Source organism: Stenotrophomonas sp. STEN022 (assembly GCF_056760155.1).
In genome coordinates, this window is record NZ_JBRREG010000008.1 from 47,858 (window position 1) to 69,060 (window position 21,203).

The following is a 21,203-nucleotide window of genomic DNA, read 5'->3' on the forward strand; positions in this document are numbered from 1 at the left end:
ACTTAATGGCGATCATACGATTCCTGATCGCAGGCGGACTCAATACAGGACTGACTTTCGTCCTGTATTGGGCCTTGCTTCTTATCATGAGCTACCGGCCTGCATATGCAATAAGCTTCGCCGCCGGAATCATATTCAGCTATTTCGTCAACACCCGGTTCGTATTCAAGACAACGCATAACCTACGAAAGCTCGTATTGTTCCCGTTGGTCTACCTCTTCACTTACTGCGTCGGCGCATTTGTGCTTCAGATTTCGATCGCCCGCTTCAACGTAGACCCCAGAGCTGCACCCTTCATTTCCATTTGTGCAACTTTGCCGCTCACTTACCTGCTAACAAAGTTGGTACTGACCGGACGCAACGCAAGTGAGTCTGCGCAAAAAAGCGCAGCCTCAAACAAAGCAAAAGTCTAAAAAAATATTGCTTGGCAGTAAAGGCTTCGCTTCCCGAAAAAGCTCGCCAAGTGCACCACAGACATTTCCCGCGCTGCGCTTGCCACTGATTTCAACCCGTCCGTGGTAGCGGGTTTGGGTTGATCACCTTCCAGCTTTTTGAGCTATCCGTAAGCAGAGAAATTCGCCGAGACCGACCCCAAGGCAGAGAGGTGGTTTTGCCATGACGGAGTCGAAGTTCACCGAATAGCAGATTGCGTTTGCGCCGCGCCAGGTCGACAGCGGCATATCGATCGGCGCGACGCGCCGGAAGATCGGAGTTTCCGAGGCTACGTTCTACAACTGAAAGAAGAAGTACGGCGATTTGGGTGCATCCTAGCTGCGCCGGCTACAGTAGCTCGAGAAGGAGGCCTGCAAGCTCAAGCAGCGGGTTGTGGATCCGAGTCTGGACAAGGTGATGCTGCAGGACGTCATTCAAAAAGCGTTCTGAGGCCGGTGCGGCGACATACGCTCATCAGCTTTCTGCAGCATGCTTACGGGATCAGCCTGCGGCGTGATCGTGATGCGCCAGACCTGCTCTGGGCTGGTGTACAAACCGGTGCGCAAAATTGTGGCTGCGCCATTTACCCGGCGCATCGACAAAACTGGCCAAACGCGGGTGCGCTATGGCTATCAACGCATCCATATCCTGCTGCGTCACGAATACTGGCCGATCAATCGCAAGCGCGTACATCAGCTGTGCAAGCTGCCAGGGCAGAATCTTCCCTCCGAGCGACCACCGCAGCGCCGGGCCGCGGCGGATCGATTGGATCGACCCGTACTCGCTGCACCCAACCAGAGCTGGAGCATGGATTTCGTCAGCGATGCGCTCCTCGATGGACGCCATTTCCGCTCGCTGACCGTGGCCGACAACTTCAACCGCGAACGCCTGGCCATTATCATGGGGCAGAGCCTGTGCGGCGAATATCTTGTCGAAACGCCGGAATGCCTGCAGCACGAGAGTGGTTCCTCGCACCGGTTTCAGGCAGAGAGCGGACCTGGATCATCAGTATCTTGCATATAAAGGGGCTTACGATCACGCCGTTACGATCAATTTTCCTTACCCCGGTAAACCCACCGACAACACGCTCGTCGAATCTCTCGCTAGTTCATTTCGTAATGAATGTCCGAACGCACACTGTTTCCTATCCCTCGACGACGCCCGCCAGAAGATCGACGACTGAGGAACCGACTGCAATCATTTTGGTCTGCGTTCGTCCTTGGGACGTGCCGCGCCAACGCAGCTCGCCGAGGCATTTCTGACAGCCCCAAACACGCCGATTTCTCTACCGTAGGGCGGCTCAAGATCTGTGGGACCGTCACGAGATTTACAAATCTCGCCTACGCTAGCAACACAGTTTCCTGGTGAACCTGCGTGCAGCGGGCTCACTGCGCATCGCTGCGAGCATTATCATTCAGCTGCTTTTACTACAGCACTACTGCTGCGACCATCGTCCGACCAAGTGCTGCGTCTGAGCCGAAAGTCTTTCGAGGTGGCCAACACTTCAAGCCCCCTTCGTTCCAACAACCTTCGCCGCAAGGAACTAACCGGAACCACTAGCGACCAAGCGGAATCTGCACGGCAGTCACCAACAAGCAAACCCAGCGCTTTAAACACCGGGTTTGCTTACACTTATCTTATTGCGCGCCCGGCGGCGCGACCACCCCCTCTTCTGACGTCACTGCCGCAGCCGCTTGCGGCGCTTGCGCAGCCCGCGCCGCGGCGTCTTCATTCAGTGGTGTCAGGCAGGCGACCTCTTTGAGCGTATCCACTTTCCCGCCCTGCCTGCAAAGCAGCTGATTGATCAATTCCGGCTTGGTCAGATCGGCAAATTCTGCGCCAGAACCAACATGGACAAGGCGTCCAGACTCATTGAACAGCGCCACCACATCATAGGTGGATATCTCGCCAAGATCGCGTGATGCAACATGCCTGCGCGAATCGCTGAAAGGCATCAGCGAGGTGTGCTGCTCCGGAACCACAATGGTCCAATCGACCGAATAGCCTAGCCTTAGGTTGATGAAATCGTCATTACGGAAAGGAGAATGGGCATTAAGAGGACCTGCAATCAAAATACGCTGACCAGGCAACATGCGGTTCGCCAACGCGTCAATGCCCTGCAGCGTTTGAGCGTTTGCTTTCTGGTTGAAACCGTACCAGAAGCGCAGGTCCTGCTTCGAACGCGCGATCGCGACAATCGCCGCCAACATCAACATCCAGAACAGCGTACTCTTCCCGAGACTAAGCAGGCGCGATTGGTGCTGCAGCCTCGTTGCTGTGAATAAGGCAACAGGCAACAGCAACAACGAAGCACCAAACCACGAGTACATCGGCATCTGGTTGTTTGGAATAGCGATCATTGGTGCTACTGCGAGCACCGCAAGTACAAGCAACGTTGCTGCCGTCCACAGACCCTTCTCACGGGCAGCACCATACAAACCGAGCAAAACAAGTGGCCATGCCCACATCGGCAACATCGCCTTGACGTAGAACCAAAGGGCATTGAGCATCAAACCCAAGCCACCACCAAGACGGTAGCTTGCCGCACTTGCGCTTGGATCAGCACCAACAAACGGGCTTCCAAGCAAACGGTCCTTCAGCAAGACCATCATCACTACGGCAACAACGCCTGCAGCCTGCAGCAACGAACGACGCCAGCCGACCATTGCCGAGAAAAACAGCGGTACAGCCGCAAGCACCAAGCCATATGTAGGCTTGCACTCCATGCTGACCCATACCAGCAAAAACGGAACAACATAGTTACCAATCGTTGCCTTGTCCGCTTTCAGGCTCAGGGCAAGCCGACGGAACGCCAACAATGCAGCACATGCTACCAGCCCCGCGATGCAACCGCCGAAATCCAGCGTCTGCAGCTCGTAGAAAGACGCCAAGCTGAAACACAGCGCAAAGTACGCAGCCTGCAGGAGCCAGCTGACGCGCCGCTCAAGAACAATCTCAGCGCTCCGCAGCAGCGCTACAGGTAACAACACCGCCGGCGCCAGCACAAACGCGACGAACCACGAGAAGCTGTCGAGCATGCCCATCAACTTCAGTGCAATCAACATCAGTGGGCGTGGCGCCTGTAAATCGGCGAGCGAAAAGTCGCTTTTTGAGTAAGCGAAGTAGCGCCAGGTATCAGAGTGGTTCGGCACCAACGGGTCAAAAAACCCGGGGTTGATGACACGAGTAACCAGCACGTACACGACCAGGGCAAGTACAGCCGAAACAACGAATCGCGGCAGCGACTTCAAACTGAAGATACCGTTGCCGCCGATGGTATCAGGAAGTGTATTACTTGAATTTGAGAGCATGCTTTTCTACCAAATGCCAAGAGGCGTAGCCGAGGATAACGGACATGAGCAAAGAGACGAGGACGTGTACAGTCAACCCGGCACCCGGCAGAAAGTGCGCCACCAACTGCTGACACGGCCAGCCCCAAAGATAGATACCGTACGACGGATCACCATAGCGTTCCAACCATCGGACCTGTGGCGTCAAATAGGCAAGCGCGAAAACAACAGCGCTGATCGCGAGGGCAAGTGTCAGCTCGTACGCTGGCAGTTGCCGGCAAAGAACAGCCAGTCCAACCAATCCGAGAACGAAAACATAGCTGATTTTGATATCTCCCCGATGCAGATATGTCAAAACGCCGATCGAGAAGTAGAGGCCCAAACGAAACCAGTCCTGATGAAGCGGCAGGTACTGCGGAAAGAACGCGCCCAGTGCAATGACGATCAATGTTGCCCAAGTGGCAACGCGCACCGAACGGAACAGCCCGATCAACCCGGCAATACCCAGCAGCACATACATTCGAACTTCAGCTGGCAACGTCCACTGACTGCCGTTTACCACACTAGACTTCATCCCATCGTCGAAAACACCCGGCAAATTCCAAACCATGTTCGACGAGAAATGGAGATTTTGAGTGATGTAGCTCCAAACCTGTGGACTGCGTAGGTACTCGCCAATCGGCAAGGTGGTCATCGCCGTGCCAAGCACCAAAGCCAGCAGGACCAGATTGACCAGATATCCAGGCACCAGTCGCAACGCACGCAGTTTGAAGAAGTTCAACACATTGCGCTGCCTCATCAAGCTCCCCGTCACCAGGAAACCACTCACCATAAAGAAGATGTTCACAGCTATGTGACCACTGTAGTGACCGACACCAAGCCAGATGAAGAAATCTTCATTATTTACGGCCGGTGCAATCGCAGCAGCGTGGCCATAGATGACCATGGATGCGGCTATGATCCGTATCAACAGAAAGTTGTCGGCGCGACGCTGGAGCCCCTCTTCGATGGTAATGGGCTCATTCATCCAGGCGAGCCGTTCCATCATTCCGCCTGATTTATTCCGTTGCACGGAAGTGCTTGCGGTACTGAGGGAGGGTGTGACGGGGTCGATCACTTTGTTGCTCCAAGTAAATTATAGAAGGTCACGACCATGGTCAGGGGGAACGCTGGCGACTGCCACAAATTATCCCAAGCGATTTAAATACTGCCAAATTGGTACGCACCCCAATGAAAGAGAGGCTTCCGTCAGGGACTATTCCGCTCCACACAAAATAGTCCCTCATATACCACACCAAGCCGACGCCCCCTTATCAGCGCTCACCGATAGCGGCGCCGAGCACGTTCCAGAGCGCATCGCGCGAATAACAACGATCAATGAACTCACGCTCGGCCAAAGATACGGCTTGCCAATGAGTGTCATCCTGCAGCAGTTTGACGATGTGCGCGGCTAGCGCTTCTGGTTCGTCGGCTGCCTGCATGAATTTTGCAGCATCTCCCAGACCCTGCATGCCAATTGAGGTGGTTACGCACGGAACGCCATAGCGCAGACTTTCCAGCACCTTCCCCTTCACCCCGCCACCAAATCGCAGTGGAGCGACCGACACGCGTGAACGACGATAGTAGCCGGCCAGCGTCTCATCACTTACGTAGCCTGTAACCGTCACATCCGATGAAGCCATAGCCAGCACTTCAGGCCGCGGATTAGATCCCACGAGAGTCACTTTCACACTAGGTATCTGCTGCTTGACTAGCGGCAGTATCTCCTGGACAAACCATGTGGCGGCGTCGACATTGGGTGCATGGGCAAAGCCAGCAACGAACAGAATGTCATTTCTGGCAGCAGCGGGCGGCACGCCCTCGTCCGGAATCCGGTCGTATGCGTACAAAGGAATTGTCTGGGCGCAGGTCCGTGAATCCGGCGCATTGGACTTGAGCCAAGTCTGTACATGGGTGGTTTCGTCCGTCGACGGATAAAGCACGACATCCGACTGTTCCCACAGCGCGTGTTCGAACACGCGGAAGCGACGGGTCTCCAATTCCAGCTCACGGTCTGGCTGCAGCAAAAGCTGCTGTTGCATGCGCAGGTGATGAATGTCATGACCGTAGTACACCAACGTCGCTTTCGAATGATTCCGTACACTCGAAACCAGGTCGACCGAGATATGCGGACGATTCAACACCACGGTGTCGAGATTCGCACCATGCTCGGCCATCCACGAATCGAAACGGCCGACGTACTCTGATCCATAAAGCACCTCAACGCCCAGCTCCTGCAACGGCGGGGTATAGACCAGATCGTGAAACGCGTTGGCCGGCCAGAACGTAACCTGAAAGCCCTGTCGAACCAGCATTTCCAAGACCTGCCATGTCGCTCGCGAACCCGCATCACGATCGGGTTGCGGCACATAATGATCAACCACGAGCACTCGACGGCGGTGCCGCGAGCGATCACGCGCCATGAATACTTTGTCGCCGTTATCAAACTGGGTTGCGCGCAGCGTATCGCCCCAGCGAGCAAGGAACTTGACGCGATTCACCGCTTGCCAAGCCTTCACGCCAGAAGACTCGTCCGTACCGCTTGAAACACCTTCGTAGTGGACAACCACCGAAGCCGGCTGCAGGTAAACCTTCATCCCCCGCTCGCGCACACGGAACGCCATGTCCGTATCTTCGTAGTAGGCAGGAGCATAGTGATCATCAAAGCCCCCCATCTCACGGAACACATCCGCACGCATCATGATTGATGCTCCGGACACATAATCGGCCTCCTTCAGATAGTTGTAAGCCGGTTTCGAAGGATCATCCAAGCGACCGAAATTCCAAGCACTTCCGTCAGCCCAGACAATACCGCCAGCTTCCTGCAGACGACCATCCGGATAGATCAGCTTGGAGCCAACCAGACCAGCGTCGGGGCGCAGACTGAATACCCGCACCAGCGCATCCAACCAACCGCGAGTTACCTCTGTATCGTTGTTCAACAGGCAAATGAACTGCCCCTTGGCCAGGGTCAGCGCCTGATTACACGAACGCAGGAACCCAAGATTGATCGAATTACGGTGATAACGCAGCCCTGGGATCGACTCCAGCTTTCCAATATTGCTGTCGCCGGAAGCATCTTCCAGCACCAACACCTCGAAAGTGACATCAGCACCGATCCGAGCAATCGAGGCGACACATGCCAAGCTCTGCTCGTAGTTCCCGTAAGTCGGAATGACGATCGTCACCACGGGTGCGTCTTCAACGGGGAACCGGACTTGGCGCAATGTTTCGTCCGGATTTTCCTGCACCTCCTCAAAGGCGAGGCCTTCTTGTGGCTCAACCCTGCCCTCCTGACGACGCAGGAGAACACGTTTTGCCATGGGCACGAACGGCTTCGCCAAAGGATGCTGAGCCACACCGGAGGCACGCACCGAATGGAGCACATTGCCCCACTCCCCGCGCCAGACTCGGCCCAAGAGACGCAATGGCCGAGTAATACGCCATGAGCGCGACTGCAGCAGTCGATTACTGAGGCCTTGCAGCGACTCGAGTTCGGCGCGGTAATGATGAAGCAGGAGTGCCACGTCATGGCGATTCGCGGCATCCTCATCGGGCTGGGTATGCGGCACCACGGCGCCGGCCTTGTCACGCAGGCGCTCGATCTCTTTCTGATGTTCCTGCAGCTCTGCACGACCTGCATCGGTCAAGCCCGCGATCAGTGCCTGCTCTTCCTGCATCTTCCTGCGAACCTCCCACAGCTCGGTCATCGCCGTGGCCAATACCCGAGCATTGTCGCGCTCGCGGGTCAGATCGGCATTCAGCGCGTCGATTGCGAGCTTCAGACCTTGCTCCTGCTCGAGCGAGATACGAGCGCGCTCTTCGAACAGAGCGAACTGTTCCTTTGCGTTGCGTCCATCTACCAGCGCAGCCTGAAGTTGCTCATCAAACGTCTTTTTTTCACTCTGCAAACGTTCTTCAGCAGCAATCAACTCACCTCGGAGGAGCGCATCCAACGCTCCCAGCTCAACTTTCTTCAGCCTGTCGAGCTCTGCCAAGTCGACCTTGTGGCGATTCCCAAGCGTGGCAAGCTCCATGTGCTTCTGTGCTTCAAGTTCTGCCAGCTCTATTTTGCGGCGATCTTCAAGCATGACGAGCTCCATCTGCTTCTGGGCTTCAAGCTCAGCCAATTCAACCTTGTGACGGCCCTCAAGTTTGACAAGTTCCATTTGCTTCTGCGCTCCGAGTTCAGCCAGCTCAACCTTGCTGCGATCCATAAGTTTGACAAGCTCCATTTGCTTCTGCGCTCCGAGTTCAGCCAGCTCACCCTTGCTGCGATCCATAAGTTTGACAAGCTCCTTTTGCATTTGAGCGTCGAGCTCAGCCAGCTCTACTCTGCGACGATCCTCGAGCGCAGCAATTTCCGCCTGCTTCCGCTCCCCCTGTAATACCAACTCGGCATTCAAACGTAACTCCAGCGCAGCCAGCTCGGCCTGCTTGTCTTCAAGACTGCGCTTGAGCGTATCTTCGCGAGCTTCAGCGGCCTCGATACGAGCCTCGAACGTTGCCATACGCTCAGCCGCGGCATGCTTCTCAGCCAACGCCTCACGCAGCAGATCCTGCAACGAAGCCAGCTCGACGGCGGAAGTTTCCATCAACGCTGCGGAAAAGCTCTCTTTCTGCTCCGCTGCTTCGAGCCGCCCCCGCATCAACTTGATCTCCTCATCCTTGAGAGCACCTGCCCCGAACAGCACGGCGTAATCATCTCGCACCTGGGCCAGCGCATTTTGCAGTGCGGCAACGCCACCGCGCTCACTACCGACCACCTCGTGCAAGCGCACCACTTCTGTCTGCTCGCGGCGCACGTGCTCACGCAGAGAGCCAATCTCTGCATCCTGGGCCTGCGCCCACTTCGCAACCTCGCGATGGTGCGCAAACAAGTCTTCCGACTCTGCATAGAGCATCGACGCCGGCAAGAACGGCAGCAGTGCTTCATCGGCTGCAGCCACGACGACGAAATAGACAGCATCGGTGATATCGGCCACCCGTCCTTCCACCTTGCTACCTGTATCAGTCAATGCCTGATAGGAGTTCTGGGAAGGATCCAACTCGCACGGAGTGATGGTTGAACAGACCGCCATGCGGTGACTACTCATACGCGACGCTGGAAAGTAACGCGACACCAGTTCGGAGAACTCATCGAGATAGAGTTCCTTGACATGGAAATCGTTGTGATAACCAGCCTGATCGGAATAAATCTCCTTGTTCGGCGACGACATCACCATGATCCCGTCCGGGCGCAGCACCCGCCGAATTTCCGCCATCATCTCCTCCTGCTCAAGCAGGTGTTCGATGGTCTCGAAGGACACAACGATATCGACGCTGTCATCGGCAAGGGGTATAGCCGCCGCCGACCCCTGCACATATCGCAGGTTATCTACCCCCTTGTACTTCGAAGCCGCATGCGCAGCGGCCTCATAGGAGATATCGACGCCAACCACTGAACGAGCGCCCTCAGCGAGCATCGCACTGCCATAGCCCTCGCCACTGGCAATATCCAACACGTCCTTTCCCGCCGCCAAGCGCTGGCACCAAGCATAACGATGCAGGTGCTCTTGCCTTATAACGCCCTGTTCGGTGGGAACGAACCGTTCGCCAGTGAACTCGATCATCACTATTCCTTTGAAATATCGATGGCCAACATCGGCAAGCCGATCAGGCCGAAACGCATGGTTTCATCCAACGCGCGAAACTCAAGCGCATCGTGAATCCAATGTTGCTGTGTATGGTCGTGCTGATCTCCGGACGCTACTGCAGCATCTACCATGTATGAACCGGAAGGCATGACTGGCATGCGGAAGGTAAATGCCGCCAGTAACATGTCCCCGCTTTCAGCATCAACAGGGTCGTTCTTGTAAGCGAAGTAGGAGTTGTCTCCGAACAAACGTTGTCCCAAACGATCCTTCACATAGAAGCCAACGATCAAACTTTCCAGTGGCCGGACAATTTCGACGCGGATGCGTAACCGAACGAGCTCCCCTCCCTCCACGATGCCCAATCGACCTTCATTGTCATCAATCAGCTCGACATCAACAATACGCGCGCCCTGTGCACCGAACTCCTTGCCAACGTTGTCCGGATCGAACTCAAAAACGGACATCCGATTGACGATACCGGCCTGGCGCATCAGTTCCTGACGGAAATCAGCCGGTACATCGTCTATCCGCTTGCGCTTCCGCTCCTTGACCGCGACAACCTCACCGCTGATCTCACGCCGACCCACCATGTGCTGCTCAGCCATGTATGCCTCGATCACCTCTTGAGAGGTGCCGGCAAGGCGCATCCTGCCACCTTCCAACCAAACCGCGTTCTCGCAGAGGTTGGTCACGGCGGCTGCGTCATGGCTGACGAACAACAAGGTTCCACGCTGCTGGAAATCGCGCAGGAAGCGCATGCACTTCTGCGAAAAGAAAGCATCGCCCACCGCGAGTGCCTCATCAATGATGAGTATGTCCGCGTCAACGTGCGCAAGCACCGCGAATGCCAACCTGACCGACATGCCGCTTGAGTAGCTGCGCACTGGCTGGTCGATGAACTGCCCGATGTCGGCAAACGCCAGAATGCTTTCCAGTCGGGCCTCGATCTGATCGCGAGTCAAGCCCAGGATGGTTGCATTGAGGTAGACGTTCTCGCGGCCGGTGAATTCCGGGTTGAAGCCACTTCCCAATTCAAGCAAAGCAGCCACACGACCATGTACAGCAATACGCCCCGAGGTCGGATTGAGTGTACCTGCGATCATCTGCAGCAGTGTCGACTTACCCGAGCCGTTGCGCCCAACTATGCCAACCGTCTGTCCGCGGCGGATCGAGAAACTCACGTCCTGCAGCGCCCAGAAGTCCTTGTAGAAGGACTTGCGCTTGCCAACCAGCGCCTGCCACAGACGGTGCGCCGGCTTTTCGTACATGTGGTAGGCCTTTCCCACCCCACTGACCTCGATCACCACATCGCCATGGCAGGTATCAGAGGACATCTGCAAACCCCATGCGCAACTTCTTGAAGAAGCGGTGTCCACAAATGGCCACCGTGCAGGCGATAAGGGTATAGAAACCCAACCCCGTCCAATCCGGATAGCGCCCCCAAATAACAACTTCGCGCACCTGATTGATAATGAAAGTCAACGGATTTAGCTCAAAAATGATTCGGTAGCTTTCGGGCACGGTTTCCACCGGGATAATCGCCGATGACAGGAACAACATCGCCGTGGCGACCACTCCGGCAATCTGCCCGATGTCACGCAGATAAACACCCAGTGCGGAAACAATCCAGCCTACACCCGCGGTGAATATCACCAGCGGCAGCAACACGACCGGCAACAGCAAAGCGGTAGGGTAAATGCTGCCCTTGATACAAAAGAACATGATCAGCAATACCACCATGTTCATAATGAGATGGAACAACCCCGAGAAGGTCATGCTCCACACAAGGATATCCAGAGGAAACACCACCCGCTTCACGTAACCGGTATTGGCAATGATCAACTGTGGGGCCCGAGTGAAGCATTCGGCAAAGAATCCGTGCACAGTCAAACCGGCGAACAATATCAGGGCGAAATCTGCGGTAGATCCCGTGCTACCTGGCCACCGCCCCTTCATCAGATAGCCGAAAGCAAGGGTATAAACCAACAGCATCAGGAATGGACTGATCAACGACCACAAAAGACCGAAACTGGCACCACGGTATCGACCCAGAACCTCACGCTGAGTCAATTCGAACGTCAACGAACGGTGCTTACCAAATGGAGAGAGGAACGCCATTGCTAGTGGGCCCCTCCATTCAAGGCACGCTCAAGATCCCCGCGCAGATCTCCCACATCCTCAACACCCACGCTCAAGCGCACCAGCGCATCACTGATACCCAGCTGCTCGCGACGCGCCACTGGAATCGAGGCATGCGTCATCACTGCAGGATGGTTGATCAGGCTCTCCACGCCACCGAGGGATTCAGCAAGGGTGAACAGCTCGGTGCGCTCGCAGAAACGCCTGGCTGCTTCGAATCCGCCCTTGAGCACGATCGAGACGATGCCGCCGTAGCCGGCCATCTGCTTGCCCGCCAGCTCATGCTGCGGGTGTGAAGCCAGGCCCGGGTAGATCACTTTCTCCACCGCTGGGTGGGTTTCCAGCCACTTGGCCAGTTCCATCGCATTGGCGCAATGCGCCTTCATGCGTAGCGGCAGGGTCTTCAGGCCACGCAGGGCCAGGAAACTGTCAAACGGGCCCTGCACGCCACCGATGGAGTTCTGCAGGAAGGCCATCTGCTCGGCGAGGTCGGCATTGTCACCGACCACCACCATGCCGCCGACCATGTCGGAGTGGCCGTTGAGGTACTTGGTAGCCGAATGCAGCACGAGGTCCGCACCCAGCTCCAGCGGACGCTGCAGCATTGGCGAGGCGAAGGTATTGTCCACAACCACGATCAGGCCATGACGCTTGGCAATGGCGGCCACCGCGGCGATGTCGACGATCTTCAACATCGGGTTGGTCGGGGTTTCGATCCACAGCATCCGGGTCTTCGGCGTGATCGAAGCTTCAAACGCAGCCAGATCAGTCAGGTCGACGAAGCTGAAATCCAGTGCAGCGGTGCGGCGGCGCACGCGCTCGAACAGGCGGAAGCTGCCGCCATAGATGTCGTCCATCGCCACTACGTGGCTGCCGGCATCCAACAGTTCGATCACGGTGGAGCTGGCCGCCATGCCCGAGGCGAAGGCGAAACCACGCGTACCGCCTTCCAGCGACGCCACACAGCGCTCGTAAGCGAAGCGGGTCGGGTTGTGCGTGCGCGAGTACTCAAAACCCTGATGCTCGCCCGGGCTGGACTGTGCATAGGTTGAGGTCGCGTAGATCGGCGGCATTACTGCGCCGGTGCTGGGGTCAGGCGACTGCCCGCCGTGGATGGCCAAGGTGGCAAGCGACAGGCTGCGCTCGCCGTCCTGGCTGCGTGAATGCTGATCCGTCATGAGGGCTTCCAGCTAAAGGGGCGAAATTCTATCAGTGGTGTCTGAATCTACCGTAGCCCCCCATTATGAGGGGCCGTGCCGGGAATTACTGAACCCGGCGACGCAGGTAGTTCAGCAGATCGATACGGGTGATCAAACCAAGGAATGCGTCACCATCGGTGATGATCGCCACCTGGCCGCGGTCAAACACCGGCAACAGGGCTTCGATCGGAGACTTGACGTCCAAGCGGTCCAGCTTGCTGACCATGGCCACCGACACCGGGTCACGGAAACGCGCCTCATCGCCGTAAACGTGCAGCAGCACGTCGCTTTCGTCGATGATGCCGACCAGTTGACTGCCATCCATCACCGGCAGCTGCGACACGTCGTACAGCTTCATGCGCTGATAGGCGGTGGTCAGCAGGTCCTTCGGGCCCACCACCACGGTGTCGCGCTGGCTGTACGGGCGCAGGATCAGGTCGCGCAGGTCACCGAACTGCGGGCGTTCCAGGAAACCGTTGTCCAGCATCCAGTAGTCGTTATACATCTTGGACAGGTACTTGTTGCCGGTATCCGGCACCAGCACCAGCACCTTCTTCGGCGTGGTCTGCTCGTGGCAGTACTTCAGTGCGGCGGCCAGCAGGGTGCCGGTGGACGAGCCACCGAGGATGCCCTCCTTGCCCAGCAGCTCACGCGCGGTGTGGAAACTCTCAGCGTCGCTGATGGCGTAGGCCTTCTTGACCCGGCTGAAATCGGCGATATCCGGCAGGAAATCCTCACCGATGCCTTCCACCAGCCAGCTGCCGGACTTTTCGTTCAGCGTGCCGTCGTTGATGTATTCAGCCAAGATCGAACCGACCGGGTCGGCCAACACCAGTTCGGTCTTGGGCGAAAGCTTGGCAAAGGCGCGCGACAGGCCGGTCATGGTGCCGGAGCTGCCGCAGCCGAACACGATGGCGTCCAGGTCACCGCCCATCTGTTCGATGATCTCCGGGCCGGTGCCGAATTCATGCGCGGCCGGGTTATCCGGGTTGCCGAACTGGTTGATGAAGTAGGCGCCCGGGGTACGGTCAGCGACGGTCTTGGCCAGGTCCTGGTAGTACTCCGGATGGCCCTTGGCCACGTCCGAACGGGTCAGCACCACTTCGGCGCCCATGGCTTTGAGGTTGAAGATCTTCTCCCGGCTCATCTTGTCCGGAACCACGAGGATCAGCTTGTAACCCTTCTGCTGCGCCACCAGCGCCAGGCCCAGACCGGTGTTACCAGCCGTGCCCTCCACCAGCGTCGCACCCGGCTTGAGATCACCGCGCTTCTCGGCGGCCTCGATCATCGACAGGCCGATACGGTCCTTGATCGATCCACCCGGGTTGGCGCTCTCCATCTTGAGGTACAGCTCACACACGCCTGCATCCAGCCGCTGGGCCTTGATGATGGGCGTATTGCCAATGAGTTCGAGGATGGAGGAATGGATGGGCATCGGTTTGATTCAGATCGCGCCGCGCAGCGGCCGGACCGATGATTATCCGTTGGTTGTGCACGAAAGTCAGGTAACCACACCTTCAGGCACGGAAACCACGCTGCCAAGTGACGCGGACAATGACGGCCGACGAGGAGGCCGCCACCGTCCGCGACATAAACGGTCTAGCGTGGGGAAGGTTCAGTTGATGCTGTTTTCGTAAATCCGCAGGAGCTTCTGCTTGGCCAGCAGTTTTTCCCGTTTCATCTGTCCCAAGGTGACCCCATCAATCGGGAGTACACCCAGCTCCGCGTCCATGCATTTCTTGTTCAGCTTCTTGTGCTGTTGGTAGAGCTGCTTGAACTCCGGGTTGGCCTTGGCCAATGCGTCGATTTCACTCTGCGGCTGCCCTTCGAACATGACTACCTCCTTCATGCAGAAACAAGAACGCCCCGGCCTGGCGGCACGGGGCGTTGCAGGATTGGAAAGCCAAGCCGCTCACCGTGGCACCACCAACCGTCCTCCGGCCAACCTGCCAGGAGCTATCGGTTACTGGTTCGCGCCACGCTTGCACCGGCTCGGCCCTCCGTTGTCCGGACGACGAAAGTGCCGCCCGGACAATTGACCCTACGCCTGCAAAAAGGTTCCGGCAAGGGCTATACGGAAACGTTTACTGAATATTCAAACCACGCCGCATTCAGTCCTGCAGGAATGACAAAAACCTAACAACTTCAGCCATTTAAATTTGTCACGGCGCGATAATGACTTCGGCTGAACGGGCCCGGGTGGAGGCTGCTTTCTTGCCCGTCACCTGGATCCGGCTGGCCGCAACGCCACCTGCAACCAGCGCGTCCTTGAGCGCCTGCGCACGCCGCTGGCCAACGCCATTGGCACTGTCATAGGCTTCGATGGTGACCCTGCCCTTCTTGCCGATGTTCAGGTACTCGGCCAGCGCCTTGGCCTGGTTGCGGGCACCGCCGGACAGCGCCGCCTGACCTGCTGCGAACGCATCGCCGCTGAAGGTGTAAACCTCACCGCGACCGTCGAACCTGGACGCCGGCAACTTCTGCCCGGAGACCAGCTCAGCCTCTTCGCGGGCCAGCTTGGCCGCGTTCTGCTGGGCCGCGCTCAAACGCTGCTGTTGACGGCCGGCAACGCTGGTAAGCGCGGTTTCCGCATCCTGACGGGCCAGCGTCTCGGCTTCAGCGGCAAGGCGCAGACGCTCGGCCTCCTCGGCCTGGATCTGGGTCTGCACCCGCAATTGCTCCGCTTCCTGACGGGCACGGGCTGCATCACGACGACTGGCCTCGATCAGCAATTCACTGCGGGTGCGCTCCAACTCGCCCACCTCACGTCGCGCCAACGCCGCGCGGCTGGCCGCCTCGGCAATCGCGACGCGGCGCTCGGCCAGATAACGGGCATCGTCCAGTTCCTTGCGCTTGGCCTTGGCCAAGGCCGCAATCGCCTGCTGTGCCTGCAGCTTCTCGAACGAGGCCACATCGGCCGTGGCCATGTCGGCCTGCAGCACCAACAGACGCTGGTTCAAGGCCGCCACCGCCGGATCTTCCGCCGCCAGTGCCAGCAAGGGCACGGCCAACAGACCTGCAACCACCAGATTCCTGATCCGCATCAGCGTCCCTCCCCTGTCGCCAACTGGCGTTGCAGCTGTGCAACCTCGGCCTTGCGCTGGGCTAACTGGGCTTGTGCGACGGCCTCCTCACTCTGCGCACGCGCCAGATCGGCATCGGCGGCAGCGCGCAGCGCCAGGATTGGCGCCTGCTTGCGCAGGCGGCGGTCGCTTGCGGCTTGCTGGGCCTGGCCCAACTGCTGGCGGGCCATCGCCATCGTGTCCGGCGCGTACTGGTCAGCGTCGGCGCGATCGGCCTTTTCCACTGCCTGTTGTGCGGCAAGCAATTCCATTGCGCCTGGATCCTGCGCCAGCGCGCTGCCGCATAGCACGAATGTGCAGGCGGTAGCACACAGGAATCGTCTCAATTGTGCGAAGCTAGATTTCATTGGGGAGCCGTGGCTTGGGTGACTGAGCGCGGCCATTGTGGTCAAGCCAGAGGCGTGCTTGCAACGGCACGCCGCCGTTTGTTGGGGAAAATTTCGCATGGATATCGGCTATTTCTTGAAGCTGATGACCGAAAAGAACGCTTCGGACATGTTTTTGACTACCGGAGCGCCGGTTTACATCAAGATTGAAGGCAAGTTGTACCCGCTGGGCAATACCGGCCTGCCCCCCGGCATGGTCAAGAAAATCGCCTACTCGCTGATGGATGAAGGCCAGGTGCCGCAGTTCGAGCGCGATCTGGAACTGAACATGGCCATCGCCCTGGCCGACGCCGGGCGTTTCCGCGTCAACGTGTTCAAGCAGCGCGGCGAAGTGGGTATGGTGATCCGTGCGATCAAGAGCCGTATCCCCAGCATCGAGGAGCTCAACCTCCCGCAGGTGCTGAAGGACGTGATCATGACCCCGCGTGGGCTGGTACTGGTGGTCGGTTCGACCGGCTCGGGCAAGTCGACCTCGCTGGCCTCGATGATCGACCACCGCAACAGCACCTCGACCGGGCACATCCTCACCATCGAGGACCCGATCGAGTTCCTGCACAAGCACAAGCAGTCCATCGTCAACCAGCGCGAAGTCGGTCTGGATACCCATGCCTTCCACAACGCGCTGAAGAACGCGATGCGTGAGGCGCCGGACGTGATCCTGATCGGCGAGATCCTCGACGCCGAAACCATGGAGGCAGCCATCGCCTTCGCCGAAACCGGGCACCTGTGCCTGGCCACGCTGCACTCCAACAACGCCGACCAGACCATCGAGCGCATCCTCAACTTCTTCCCGGAAAGTGCGCACAAGAACGTCTTGATGAACTTGTCGCTGAACCTGCGCGCGGTAGTGTCACAGCGCCTGGTCAAGGGCAAGGACGGCCGTCGCCGCCCGGCCACGGAAGTACTGCTCAACACGCCGATGATCCGCGACCTGCTGCGCCGTGGCGAAGTCCACACCATCAAGCAGGCAATGGAAGAGTCGCTGGAAGAAGGCATGCAGAGCTTCGACCAGTGCCTGTTCCGGATGGCCAAGGACGGCATCATCGAGCAGGAGGAAGCGCTGCGCGCCGCCGACTCGCGCGATGGCCTGGCGCTGAAGTTCCGCCTCTCCGAAGGTGGCAGCGGCGAGCATGACCCGTATGCGGATTTCGCGGTGTCGGCACCTGCGGCGATCACGCACGGGTTCTGAGTTGGTGGTTCGTGCAACAGAAAGCCCCGCATTGCGGGGCTTTTTGTTTGTGCTGCTGCAGCCATGAGCCAAGCCTGACTGCTGTGGCTTTTGTCGGAGCGGCATCAGCCGCGAAGCTACTGATGAATCCGGGCTGCTGCTCCGTCACGCATTGGGTGATCTGCTGCTTCAGATGGATTGTCAGCTTCGCGGCTGACACCGCTCCCACAACCATCCAGCCGGGCTTAAACCGCGTCGATCTGGTTTTCCGGGCGGGCCGCATCAAATGCCGGCAGCGCCAGGCAGGCTTCTTCAATCCGCTGCAGGGTCGGATACGGCGTCAGGTCCAGGTGGAAACGACGGGCGTTGTACAGCTGCGGCACCAGGCAGCAATCGGCCAGGCCAGGCTCTGCGCCGTGGCAATAGCGGCCGGTGTCGAACGAACCTGCCAGCATCTTCTCCAACGCGGCAAAGCCGGTGCGCATCCAGTGCAGCGTCCACTCGTCGCGCTCGGGCTGCGGCACGTTCCATTCGCGGTCGAAGAACTGCATCACCCGCAGATTGTTCAAGGGGTGGATGTCGCAGGCGACCTGCTGCGCCAATGCACGCACACGCGCACGGCCACCGGCATCGGCCGGCAACAGGGCAGGCTCGGGAAAAACCTCGTCCAGGTACTCAAGAATGGCCAGCGACTGGGTCAGTACGCGCTCGCCATGACGCAGCGTCGGCACCAGCTCCTGCGGGTTCAATGCGGCGTAATCCGGCGCATGCTGCTGGCCGCCATCACGCACCAGATGTACCGGTGTGAGCGCGTACTCCAGGCCCTTCAGGTTCAAGCCGATACGCACGCGATAAGCGGCACTCGAGCGCCAATAACTGTAGAGCGTCAGCCCTGCTTCCATGTCAGATTCCCCCATCACCTGCCACCACAATAGCGGCTGGCGGTGAGGATTCCTTCACCACCAGCACAGCCAACGCGCGAACTGTTCTATCAGGGACGCGAAGCCTGCTCGATGCGCTGTTCAATCGCACCAAAAATGCTGACGCCGTCACGGTCCAGCATCTCAATGTGCACCACATCACCAAAACTCATGAACGGCGTCGACGGCTTGCCATCGCGCAGGGTTTCGACGGTGCGCTGTTCGGCAAAGCAGGAGGCACCCAGTGCGGTGTCTTCGTTGGCGATGGTGCCCGAGCCGACAATCGCACCAGCCGACAGCGGCCGGGTCTTGGCTGCGTGCGCTACCAGCTGGGCGAAGTTGAATTGCATGTCCACGCCGGCTTCCGGCGCGCCGAACCACTTGCCATTGATGTGGGTCACCAGCGGCAGGTGTAGCTTGCTGTCCTGCCAGGCAGCGCCCAGTTCGTCCGGGGTCACGAACACCGGGCTCAGCGCCGAGCGCGGTTTGGACTGCAGGAAGCCAAAGCCCTTGGCCAGTTCGCCCGGGATCAGGTTGCGCAGGCTGACGTCATTGACCAGACCGACCAGTTGGATGTGACCAGCAGCCTGCTCTGGCGTCACCGCCATCGGCACGTCGTCGGTGATGACCACGATCTCGGCTTCCAGATCGATGCCGTAGTCCTCGCTGATCACCTTCACCGAATCGCGCGGGCCATAGAAACCGGCGCTGGTGGCCTGGTACATCAGCGGATCGGTGTAGAAGCTTTCCGGCACTTCGGCACCACGCGCCCTGCGCACCCGTGCCACGTGCGGCAAGTAGGCGCTGCCATCGACGAATTCATAGGCGCGCGGCAACGGCGCGGCCAGCGCCTGCATGTCCACGGCAAACTCGCCTTCCACGGCGCCGGCATTGAGCTGCTCGGACAACGCGTTCAGCCGCGGCGCCAGATTCGACCAGTCTTCCAACGCCTGCTGCAGGGTGGCGGCAATGCCAGCGGCCCGCACCGCACGGGTCAGGTCACGCGAAACCACGATCAGGGTGCCGTCGCGGCCGCCTTCCTTCAGGGAACCAAGCTTCATGGGAGTGTCCAGTCTGCGGAGAAATAAGTTTCAATTGTAATGAATAAGCCAGCTACCACCAGCCTCACCCGTCGAATGCTGAACGGGCGTTTTTGTGCCAGCCGAAACAATCCCTTAGACTAGCGCGGTCTGCCAGCGGCCGTCCGTTTCCCTCAGGGATCGCCGGCGGTGCAGGATCAGCGGCCATCTGGCCCATCCGCCCGCCCGCCCCCACTCCGACGCCTATCGTCACGCATTCCAGCCAGCGCACCGCGTTGGTTGCATCCCAGATCTTGCAGCGCGGTTTACGGGAACGCTCCGAGATCAGCTGGTCTTCAGTGATCAGCAACGCAAGCCCCTGCGGGCGCGCGTTCTTCAAGTTTCGGAGTACTCCATGTCGTTTGAAAACCTGGGCCTTGCGCCCTTCCTGCTGCGCGCGCTCGCCGAGCAGGGCTACGAAAACCCGACCCCGATCCAGCAGCAGGCCATTCCGCTTGCGCTGGACGGTCGCGACCTGCTGGCCGGCGCCCAGACCGGTACCGGCAAGACCGCCGCCTTCGGCCTGCCGCTGCTGCAGCACCTGGCCACCTCGCCGCAGAGCGTGGGCAATGGCCCGCGCCGTCCGCGCGCCCTGGTGCTGGCACCGACCCGCGAACTCGCCACCCAGGTACATGACAGCCTGCGTGGCTACAGCAAGTACCTGCGCATCCCCAGCGCCTGCATCTACGGCGGCGTCGGCATGGGCAACCAGCTGGACATGCTGCGCCGTGGCGTCGACCTGCTGGTCGCCTGCCCGGGCCGCCTGATCGACCACCTGGAGCGTCGCAGCGTCGACCTGTCCGGCGTCGAGATCTTGGTGCTGGACGAAGCCGACCGCATGCTCGACATGGGCTTCCTGCCCTCGATCAAGCGCATCCTGGCCAAGCTGCCGCGCCAGAACCGCCAGACCCTGCTGTTCTCGGCCACCTTCGAAGACAGCATCAAGCAGCTGGCGCTGGAGTTCATGCACAACCCGGAGCAGATCCAGGTCACGCCGAAGAACACCGTCGCCGAGACCATCACCCACCGCGTGCACCCGGTGGATGGCGCGCGCAAGCGTGAACTGCTGCTGCACCTGCTGGCCAAGGATTCCCGCGTGCAGACGCTGGTGTTCGGCCGCACCAAGCACGGCTGCGACAAGCTGGCGGATTTCCTGGAGAAGTCCGGCATCAAGACCGCGGCAATCCACGGCAACAAGAGCCAGGGCCAGCGCCTGCGCGCACTGGCTGACTTCAAGGCCGGCCGCGTGACCGTGCTGGTGGCCACCGATATCGCTGCCCGCGGCATCGACATCAACGAGCTGCCGAAGGTCATCAACTACGACCTGCCGATGGTGCCGGAAGACTACGTGCACCGTATCGGCCGTACCGGCCGCAACGGTTCGACCGGTGAGGCTGTCTCGCTGGTTGCCCAGGACGAAGCCAAGCTGCTGCGCCAGATCGTGCGTCTGCTCGACCGCGACATGGACATCCGTGACGTGCCGGGCTTTGAGCCGCACACCCCGATTCGTTGGGGCAACAGCGCACCGGGCAAGGCGGAGCATCCGGGCGGCCACAAGGCACCACGCCGCGGCAATGGCGGCCATGCCGCACGCCGCCCGACCGGCGATGCACCGCGCGGCGGCCGTGGCGGCCAGCCGCAGAAGCCGGGTGGCCAGCGTAATGCCGGCAATGGCCAGCAGCGTCGTGATGCGCACCCGGGTGGTGGTCAGCGTCGTGGTGGTGGCCGTGGCCAGAGCCGTACCAGCGCCTGATTCCAGCGTTTTGCTGGGATGAGAAGCAAAGAAAGGCCCACGCATTGCGTCGGCCTTTGTGGTTTCTGTGTGTTGTTTT

At 59.2% G+C, this 21,203-nt stretch carries 16 protein-coding genes and 1 pseudogene; 4 read left to right on the forward strand and 13 right to left on the reverse strand.

Annotated elements, in window-relative coordinates:
- The first annotated feature begins 5 nt into the window (after positions 1 to 5).
- On the forward strand, positions 6 to 413 hold the full coding sequence (locus ACVOMF_RS03360) for a GtrA family protein (protein WP_481508011.1): 408 nt from the start codon (positions 6 to 8) through the stop codon (positions 411 to 413).
- Between the two features lie 232 nt (positions 414 to 645).
- Positions 646 to 1,726: pseudogene (locus tag ACVOMF_RS03365) on the forward strand (integrase core domain-containing protein).
- A gap of 343 nt (positions 1,727 to 2,069) precedes the next feature.
- On the opposite strand, the gene ACVOMF_RS03370 reads toward ACVOMF_RS03365, so the two are convergent.
- The 10 genes from ACVOMF_RS03370 to ACVOMF_RS03415 form a co-directional block, all read right to left on the reverse strand.
- Positions 2,070 to 3,743: a hypothetical protein gene (locus tag ACVOMF_RS03370; RefSeq protein ID WP_481508012.1), complete on the reverse strand. Its 1,674-nt coding sequence runs from the start codon at positions 3,741 to 3,743 to the stop codon at positions 2,070 to 2,072.
- Positions 3,724 to 4,839 (reverse strand): acyltransferase family protein, encoded by a 1,116-nt coding sequence (locus ACVOMF_RS03375; protein ID WP_481508013.1) that lies wholly within the window; start codon positions 4,837 to 4,839, stop codon positions 3,724 to 3,726. Before ACVOMF_RS03375 ends, ACVOMF_RS03370 begins: the two co-directional genes overlap by 20 nt.
- A gap of 196 nt (positions 4,840 to 5,035) precedes the next feature.
- Positions 5,036 to 9,373: a glycosyltransferase gene (locus ACVOMF_RS03380; RefSeq protein WP_481508014.1), complete on the reverse strand. Its 4,338-nt coding sequence runs from the start codon at positions 9,371 to 9,373 to the stop codon at positions 5,036 to 5,038.
- A gap of 2 nt (positions 9,374 to 9,375) precedes the next feature.
- Positions 9,376 to 10,731, reverse strand: a complete 1,356-nt coding sequence (locus ACVOMF_RS03385; protein WP_481508015.1) for an ABC transporter ATP-binding protein — start codon at positions 10,729 to 10,731, stop codon at positions 9,376 to 9,378.
- Positions 10,721 to 11,515, reverse strand: coding sequence for an ABC transporter permease (locus tag ACVOMF_RS03390; RefSeq protein WP_481508016.1), 795 nt, complete (start codon positions 11,513 to 11,515; stop codon positions 10,721 to 10,723). The genes ACVOMF_RS03385 and ACVOMF_RS03390 overlap by 11 nt, the downstream gene beginning before the upstream one ends.
- 2 nt (positions 11,516 to 11,517) lie before the next feature.
- Positions 11,518 to 12,714 carry a cystathionine gamma-synthase gene (locus tag ACVOMF_RS03395; RefSeq protein ID WP_481508017.1) on the reverse strand — a complete coding sequence of 399 codons (1,197 nt, stop codon included), beginning with the start codon at positions 12,712 to 12,714 and terminating at the stop codon, positions 11,518 to 11,520.
- A gap of 85 nt (positions 12,715 to 12,799) precedes the next feature.
- Complete coding sequence (locus tag ACVOMF_RS03400; RefSeq protein ID WP_481508018.1) at positions 12,800 to 14,170, reverse strand: pyridoxal-phosphate dependent enzyme; 1,371 nt, start codon at positions 14,168 to 14,170, stop codon at positions 12,800 to 12,802.
- A 180-nt stretch (positions 14,171 to 14,350) separates the two neighbouring features.
- A complete protein-coding gene (locus tag ACVOMF_RS03405; protein ID WP_481508019.1) occupies positions 14,351 to 14,569 on the reverse strand; it encodes an HP1242/YdcH family protein in 219 nt (72 codons plus the stop codon).
- 328 nt (positions 14,570 to 14,897) lie between these two features.
- Positions 14,898 to 15,779 carry an OmpA family protein gene (locus ACVOMF_RS03410; protein WP_481508020.1) on the reverse strand — a complete coding sequence of 294 codons (882 nt, stop codon included), beginning with the start codon at positions 15,777 to 15,779 and terminating at the stop codon, positions 14,898 to 14,900.
- Positions 15,779 to 16,165: a DUF4398 domain-containing protein gene (locus tag ACVOMF_RS03415; protein WP_481508021.1), complete on the reverse strand. Its 387-nt coding sequence runs from the start codon at positions 16,163 to 16,165 to the stop codon at positions 15,779 to 15,781. The genes ACVOMF_RS03410 and ACVOMF_RS03415 overlap by 1 nt, the downstream gene beginning before the upstream one ends.
- Before the next feature lie 97 nt (positions 16,166 to 16,262).
- Here ACVOMF_RS03415 and ACVOMF_RS03420 point away from each other — a divergent pair, with 97 nt between their 5' ends.
- Positions 16,263 to 17,393 (forward strand): PilT/PilU family type 4a pilus ATPase, encoded by a 1,131-nt coding sequence (locus ACVOMF_RS03420; protein WP_481508022.1) that lies wholly within the window; start codon positions 16,263 to 16,265, stop codon positions 17,391 to 17,393.
- A gap of 224 nt (positions 17,394 to 17,617) precedes the next feature.
- Here ACVOMF_RS03420 and maiA read toward each other — a convergent pair whose 3' ends face one another.
- The 3 genes from maiA to ACVOMF_RS03435 all read right to left on the reverse strand — a co-directional run bounded on the left by maiA (position 17,618) and on the right by ACVOMF_RS03435 (position 19,711).
- Entirely contained in the window at positions 17,618 to 18,274 is a 657-nt protein-coding gene (gene maiA, locus ACVOMF_RS03425) for a maleylacetoacetate isomerase (RefSeq protein WP_481508023.1), read from the reverse strand.
- An 89-nt stretch (positions 18,275 to 18,363) separates the two neighbouring features.
- Complete coding sequence (locus ACVOMF_RS03430; protein ID WP_481508024.1) at positions 18,364 to 19,353, reverse strand: fumarylacetoacetate hydrolase family protein; 990 nt, start codon at positions 19,351 to 19,353, stop codon at positions 18,364 to 18,366.
- Positions 19,354 to 19,417: 64 nt separating this feature from the next.
- A complete protein-coding gene (locus ACVOMF_RS03435; protein ID WP_481508025.1) occupies positions 19,418 to 19,711 on the reverse strand; it encodes a hypothetical protein in 294 nt (97 codons plus the stop codon).
- A 15-nt stretch (positions 19,712 to 19,726) separates the two neighbouring features.
- On the opposite strand from ACVOMF_RS03435, the gene ACVOMF_RS03440 reads away from it, so the two are divergent.
- Entirely contained in the window at positions 19,727 to 21,124 is a 1,398-nt protein-coding gene (locus ACVOMF_RS03440; protein WP_481508026.1) for a DEAD/DEAH box helicase, read from the forward strand.
- Positions 21,125 to 21,203: the final 79 nt, after the last annotated feature.

Coding starts and splice junctions, on each gene's coding strand:
- ACVOMF_RS03440 (WP_481508026.1), top strand. CDS start 19,727: ATGTCGTTTGAAAACCTGGGCCTTGCGCCCTTCCTGCTGCGCGCGCTC.
- ACVOMF_RS03390 (WP_481508016.1), bottom strand. CDS start 11,515: ATGGCGTTCCTCTCTCCATTTGGTAAGCACCGTTCGTTGACGTTCGAA.
- ACVOMF_RS03370 (WP_481508012.1), bottom strand. CDS start 3,743: ATGCTCTCAAATTCAAGTAATACACTTCCTGATACCATCGGCGGCAAC.
- ACVOMF_RS03405 (WP_481508019.1), bottom strand. CDS start 14,569: ATGTTCGAAGGGCAGCCGCAGAGTGAAATCGACGCATTGGCCAAGGCC.
- ACVOMF_RS03395 (WP_481508017.1), bottom strand. CDS start 12,714: ATGACGGATCAGCATTCACGCAGCCAGGACGGCGAGCGCAGCCTGTCG.
- ACVOMF_RS03415 (WP_481508021.1), bottom strand. CDS start 16,165: ATGAAATCTAGCTTCGCACAATTGAGACGATTCCTGTGTGCTACCGCC.
- ACVOMF_RS03410 (WP_481508020.1), bottom strand. CDS start 15,779: ATGCGGATCAGGAATCTGGTGGTTGCAGGTCTGTTGGCCGTGCCCTTG.
- ACVOMF_RS03400 (WP_481508018.1), bottom strand. CDS start 14,170: ATGCCCATCCATTCCTCCATCCTCGAACTCATTGGCAATACGCCCATC.
- ACVOMF_RS03420 (WP_481508022.1), top strand. CDS start 16,263: ATGGATATCGGCTATTTCTTGAAGCTGATGACCGAAAAGAACGCTTCG.
- ACVOMF_RS03360 (WP_481508011.1), top strand. CDS start 6: ATGGCGATCATACGATTCCTGATCGCAGGCGGACTCAATACAGGACTG.
- ACVOMF_RS03430 (WP_481508024.1), bottom strand. CDS start 19,353: ATGAAGCTTGGTTCCCTGAAGGAAGGCGGCCGCGACGGCACCCTGATC.
- ACVOMF_RS03385 (WP_481508015.1), bottom strand. CDS start 10,731: ATGTCCTCTGATACCTGCCATGGCGATGTGGTGATCGAGGTCAGTGGG.
- maiA (WP_481508023.1), bottom strand. CDS start 18,274: ATGGAAGCAGGGCTGACGCTCTACAGTTATTGGCGCTCGAGTGCCGCT.
- ACVOMF_RS03380 (WP_481508014.1), bottom strand. CDS start 9,373: ATGATCGAGTTCACTGGCGAACGGTTCGTTCCCACCGAACAGGGCGTT.